Origin of the sequence: Porphyromonas somerae DSM 23386, assembly GCF_000372405.1 — a bacterium.
GTDB classification, from domain to species: Bacteria; Bacteroidota; Bacteroidia; order Bacteroidales; family Porphyromonadaceae; genus Porphyromonas_A; species Porphyromonas_A somerae.
Genome location: NZ_AQVC01000075.1, coordinates 1 through 4,882 on the forward strand (window position 1 = coordinate 1; position 4,882 = coordinate 4,882).

The following is a 4,882-nucleotide window of genomic DNA, read 5'->3' on the forward strand; positions in this document are numbered from 1 at the left end:
GCCGTAATGCATTTAGCTGAGCAGTACTAATTACCCGTAAACTTTAGGCCGAAGTGTAGTGTTGTGTAATTACAGTACGCATGAATAGGTTACTAAATGTTGTACGCTTNATATATTGAGTAAGATAGAGAGAATTGAGATATACATTCGAGATGTCATCTCAGAGTTTCTAAGAGCTATTGATAGTAGATAGCTATAATATTTGCCAGTATGTCACGATATAATTAGGTGACTATAGCACTAGGGATCCACCTCTTACCATTCCGAACAGAGAAGTTAAGCCTAGTCACGCCGATGGTACTTTTAACAAGGGAGAGTAGGTAGTCGCCATTTTACAGAGAGAGACACTTTAGGAAGTTTTTCCTAGAGTGTCTCTCTTCTTTATTGTGCGCTGTACAGCGACATTCATCTCCACCGCCGCTTCTGTAGCAAATCTCGGACGAGTCGGACAGATCGGACGAGTCGGACAGATCTGACAAGTCGGACAGGTCGGACGAGTCGGACAGATCGGACGAGTCGGACAGATCGGACAGATCGGACAGGTCGGAGAAGTCGGGCAGGTGGGCAACTGCTGACCAATGCGATGAAGAGCACCTAAGTATTAAGTTAGCTTTCTCTGGGGCTCTCTAGGGAGCAAGGTAGGTGTGGCTCTTTGGTATCTTTGTGCTTGTTGATTGCATATTTATTGCGTTTGTGGGGGTGACTTGTGCATTCCTTTTTAGTTTCTTCCTTGGGGTTGTGAGAACTATCCTTTCGGCTTCATCGTCATTTTTTATCATTTCCAAAATACTATTTATTTCATATCTATAGTCAATTGTGATTGTGTTTCAGTTCGCATTCATTTATTTTTGCTATAGGTATGTTGTTTTTATATTCTTATATATTGGAATTATTTGTAGTATTATGGATTTCATGGTCATTCTTTCTGATAGCTAGATGTTATTTGGTATCTTTGCTTATAATTTACCATAATAGTAGTAAGTAAGAGATGATTCAACTAAGTGATCTAGCGATACAATTTGGGGGGCGTACCCTTTTTCAAGATGTAAATATGCAGTTTTTGCCAGGCAATTGCTATGGCATTATTGGCGCTAATGGAGCGGGAAAGTCTACGCTTCTTCGTATTATCAGTGGGGAGTTGGACCCTACTAAAGGGATGGTGTCGATGGCTCCTGGTGAGCGTCTTTCAGTATTAAGTCAGGATCACTTTGCTTTTGACCACCTTTCGGTGATGGATACGGTGCTCACGGGGCATACAGTACTTTGGGATATTATGCAGGAGAAGGATGCTCTCTATGCAAAGCCCGACTTTAGTGATGAGGATGGTATCCGTGCGGCAGAGCTGGAGGAGAAGTTTGCTGAGATGGAGGGGTGGAATGCCGAGAGTGATGCGGCACAGCTGCTCTCGGGCCTGGGCATAAAGGAGGCTTTTCACTATCAGATGATGGGTGACCTGAGCAATAAACAGAAGGTGCGGGTGCTACTGGCAAGAGCACTCTTCGGTAAGCCTGATAATCTGCTATTGGACGAGCCTACCAACGACTTGGACCTGGATACGGTGCAGTGGCTAGAGAACTATCTGGCAGATTTTGAGAATACGGTACTGGTAGTAAGCCACGACCGTCACTTCCTCGACTCTGTATGTACGCATACGGTGGATATCGACTACGGCAAGGTGCAGCAGTTTAGTGGTAACTATAGCTTCTGGTACCAAAGTAGTCAGCTTGCCCTTAGGCAGCAGCAACAGCAGAATAAGAAGGCGGAGGAGAAGAAGAAGGAGTTGGAGGAGTTTATCCGTCGATTTAGTGCCAATGTGGCGAAGAGTAAGCAGACCACTAGCCGTAAGAAGATGCTGGAGAAGCTCAATGTGGAGGAGATCAAGCCCTCTACTCGTCGCTACCCAGGTATCATCTTCACCCCTGAGCGTGAGGTGGGTAATAAGATATTGGAGGTGAAAGGGTTGACGGCCTATGCTGGTGGCGATGGTGAGGAGACGCTATTATTTAAGAATATCAACTTCAATATTGAGAAGGGGGATAAGGTGGTATTCCTCTCGCACGACCCTAGAGCGATGACTGCTTTTTTCCAAATCATCAATGGCGAGGAGAAGCCAGCCGAGGGTACATTTGAGTGGGGGCAAACGGTAACGACTGCCTACTTGCCTTTGGATAATAGTGCCTACTTCAATACGGATTACGACCTGATTGAGTGGATTTCGCAGTTTGCACAAGATACCAATGAGGTCTTTCTAAAGGGGTACCTCGGACGAATGCTCTTCAATGGAGATGAGCTGAAGAAGAAGGCGAGTGTGCTATCAGGAGGAGAGAAGATGCGTGTGATGATCGCTCGAATGATGCTACAAGATGCCAATGTGCTGGTCCTCGATACGCCTACTAACCACTTGGACCTTGAGAGTATCCAGGCTTTTAACAATACGCTGATTAACTATCCTAGCATCGTGCTATTCAGTAGTCACGACCACGAGTTTATCAATACAGTGGCTAATCGTGTGATTGAGTTAGGTCCTAATGGTATCATTGATAAGATGATGAGCTATGACGACTATATCACCGACCCAATAGTCGCTGAACAGAAAAAGAAAATATGCGGCGAGTAGCTGAATAATAAAGTCTAGTAGTTATGTATAAAGTAGGGATTGTAGGGAGTGAAGGTTATGCGGTGGGGGAGCTATATAACCTATTGGTACACCACCCAGATGTACACCTAGAGATGATCTATGCTCCCCAACGTGCGGGAATGAGTGTGGCGGAGCTATTCAATGACCTCAACTCTATGCGTACACTCAATTTTACTGATGAGCTACAGTTGGAGGGACTGGATGTGCTTTTCTTGTGCCTACAATCTGCAGCGAGTACCCGAGAGTTTTTGCAACGCTTTGAGATGCCTGAAGGGATGAAGGTGATTGACTTCTCCCAAGAGTATCGCCATACCGACCCTGAGGAGACGGGCTTTGTATATGGGCTGCCAGAGGCCAATCGTAGAGCACTTACCAAAGCTACCAAGGCTTCGGTGCCGGGGGCGTTTGCATCGGCTATTCAGACGCCTCTGATCCCGCTAGCAAAGCACTTGCTACTCAATAGCGATATCCACGTTACTTCTGTGGCTGGAAAAACGGAAGCACTCGCTCGTCCGCGTGTAATCTCTGGCATCACTTATGATATGCTCTTTGATAACTTCCACGTACTACAACCATTAGAGCATCGGCATATTGGCGAGATTGAGCGGACGCTACGTAATATCCAGAATAGCTTTGATTCAGAGATTGTCTTTATCCCTATGCGGGGAGACTTTAATAGGGGAATCTATACGACACTCTACCTTGACTGTCCTCTTGATATTGAGAGTGTGCGAGCAATCTACGAGGAATATTTTGATGATCACTCCTTTGTGCATATCGTAGATTCTTACCCCGATGTGCGTGATACGGTTAATACCAATGAGATGCATATCCATCTCTCAAAGCACGGTGATCGGCTCCTGATTGTCAGTACTATGGACAACCTGATGAAGGGAGCTGCTGGCACGGCAATTCACATTATGAATCTGATGCTGGGACTGGTGGAGAGTACAGGTCTTAATATCAAGCCTTTAATATTCTAGTGAGTTATGGAGAAGAGTTTTAATCATAAGCAAAAGGCCACTCTGATAGGGGTCACTACTTTGGCAACTATATTGATGTTTTACTTTGGGTTTAACTTTCTCAAAGGCATCAATGTATTCGAACAGAATAATACCTATTATGCCACTTTCTCTAATCTCCAAGGCGTAGACCGCTCTACTTCGGTCTACCTCAATGGGTATAGAGTGGGTAATGTGCGGAGTATCAAGTTCGATTATAAGCACTTTAATGGCAATGTAGTGCAGCTCTCCCTTAATTCAGAACTGCAAATCCCCCTCAATACGGTGGCTGTTATCCGTGATAACCCATTGGCAGGTGGCTCTATTCATCTGATGACACCAGAGGAGACAACAGGTTATGTAGCCCATGGCGATACGTTAGTGGGTCAGTCGACGGTCGACTTCATGTCAAAGATATCGGATGAGTTATTGCCCAACCTTAATGCTGCCATTCTATCTATTGACAGCCTAAGTGGTAGTGTAAATGGGTTAATTAATAGTACGGAGGTTCAGGAGATTATGTCTCAACTCAATGCCTCTACCAAGGCGATTAGCTCAACTACTCGTCGGTTGGATGGTTTGATGTCGGGGACGGTGCCCAAGATACTTGATAGTGTAGAGGCATCGGCAGGCTCGGTGCGAAGTGTCACTGGTAAAATAGAGGAGGCCCATATTGAGCAAACCCTTGCCGACTTCTCTCGCGTGGTATCGGAGTTGAAAGCCGTCTCCGTGCAGCTTAATAGTAAAGAAGGCAGCCTCGGACTGCTCCTCAATGATCAGCAATTGTACCAGAAGCTTGATTCCGCAGTATTGTCGGCCGATAGCTTGCTCCAAGATATTAAGGCCAATCCAAAGCGGTACGTCCGCTTCTCCCTGTTTTAATATAGAGCTTTACACATAAAATATAAATAGAGCAGATGGGTTGTATGACCCATCTGCTCTATTTGTAGTATGACGGGCATGTCATACATCTGTGGTGAAAGTCCACTCGGGGCGTAGTTGCCAACGAACCCCATAGCGACTTGCAAGTTTCAAGGGGTGACCCTTGGGAGAGAAGAAGCAATAGCGAATTCGTGGCCTGACGAACAGAAACCTAATACTAAGGCGTATCAAGCGGACAAGCTGGCTACAGGCAGTGAAGTTCCAAAAGGCAACCGTAACCTTGATGCGTAAATTAGGCAGGTAAACGATGAAAGATGTATGGCTTATCCCGTGAGGCCTCGGCAGTCCTATAGGATAGTAA

3 protein-coding genes and 1 rRNA gene are annotated in these 4,882 nt (G+C 45.6%); all 4 read left to right on the forward strand.

The window, feature by feature from the left end; all coding sequences use genetic code 11:
* Positions 1–224 precede the first annotated feature (224 nt).
* The 4 genes from rrf (at position 225) to A3GK_RS0109900 (ending at position 4,521) form a co-directional block, all read left to right on the forward strand.
* A 5S ribosomal RNA gene (gene rrf / locus A3GK_RS0109880) occupies positions 225–333 on the forward strand.
* 655 nt (positions 334–988) lie between these two features.
* Positions 989–2,617, forward strand: a complete 1,629-nt coding sequence (locus tag A3GK_RS0109890) for an ABC-F family ATP-binding cassette domain-containing protein (protein ID WP_018029289.1) — start codon at positions 989–991, stop codon at positions 2,615–2,617.
* 23 nt (positions 2,618–2,640) lie between these two features.
* Entirely contained in the window at positions 2,641–3,621 is a 981-nt protein-coding gene (locus A3GK_RS0109895; RefSeq protein ID WP_018029290.1) for an N-acetyl-gamma-glutamyl-phosphate reductase, read from the forward strand.
* Positions 3,622–3,627: 6 nt separating this feature from the next.
* Positions 3,628–4,521, forward strand: a complete 894-nt coding sequence (locus A3GK_RS0109900) for an MlaD family protein (RefSeq protein ID WP_018029291.1) — start codon at positions 3,628–3,630, stop codon at positions 4,519–4,521.
* Positions 4,522–4,882: the final 361 nt, after the last annotated feature.

Excerpts from the sequence above, each read along its gene's own strand:
- A3GK_RS0109890 (WP_018029289.1), top strand. The coding sequence starts at position 989 with ATGATTCAACTAAGTGATCTAGCGATACAATTTGGGGGGCGTACCCTT.
- A3GK_RS0109895 (WP_018029290.1), top strand. The coding sequence starts at position 2,641 with ATGTATAAAGTAGGGATTGTAGGGAGTGAAGGTTATGCGGTGGGGGAG.
- A3GK_RS0109900 (WP_018029291.1), top strand. The coding sequence starts at position 3,628 with ATGGAGAAGAGTTTTAATCATAAGCAAAAGGCCACTCTGATAGGGGTC.